The 505-nt window shown below is 28.3% G+C and carries 1 protein-coding gene; it reads right to left on the bottom strand.

Annotated elements, in window-relative coordinates; translation table 11 throughout:
• A partial coding sequence (locus IDG63_RS14255) for a transposase (RefSeq protein ID WP_131522857.1) occupies nt 1-505 on the bottom strand: 505 nt, incomplete at both ends.

Raw genomic sequence — 505 nt, 5'->3', positions numbered from 1 at the left:
TTTTTGAACTTCTTAATCTCAGTTCTTTTTTTACGGGTCTGTTTTCTAATTTGAGCACAATCTTCGTTCTCAATAGAATGATTTAAATCTTCGATTTCTTTATCTAAATGACTACCAATTAAATCTATTTCTTCTATTGTTAAATCGCTATCTCCATCTTCTTTTATCTCTGGTATTATTTTTTCTTCAACTAAGTCACGATATAATGCTTTTGAATTTTCGTTCAATTTCGATTCGTGATTTTGAATACTTTTCTTCCACACAAATGTATATCTATTGGCATTAGCTTCTACTTTTGTACCATCAATGAAAATTGAATTATTATCAATAATATTTTGCTTTAAACATTGACTATGGAACTGAATAAATAAAGATTCTATTAACGCATCAGTATTAGGATTCACTCTAAAACGATTAATAGTTTTATAAGAAGGTGTTTGATCTTGAGCTAACCACATCATTCGAATACTGTCATGAAGTAATTTCTCTATTCTACGACCAGAAA

The organism is Staphylococcus sp. EG-SA-14, assembly GCF_017151935.1.
GTDB classification, from domain to species: Bacteria; Bacillota; Bacilli; order Staphylococcales; family Staphylococcaceae; genus Staphylococcus; species Staphylococcus aureus.
This window is presented reverse-complemented; position numbering and strand designations above follow the sequence as displayed.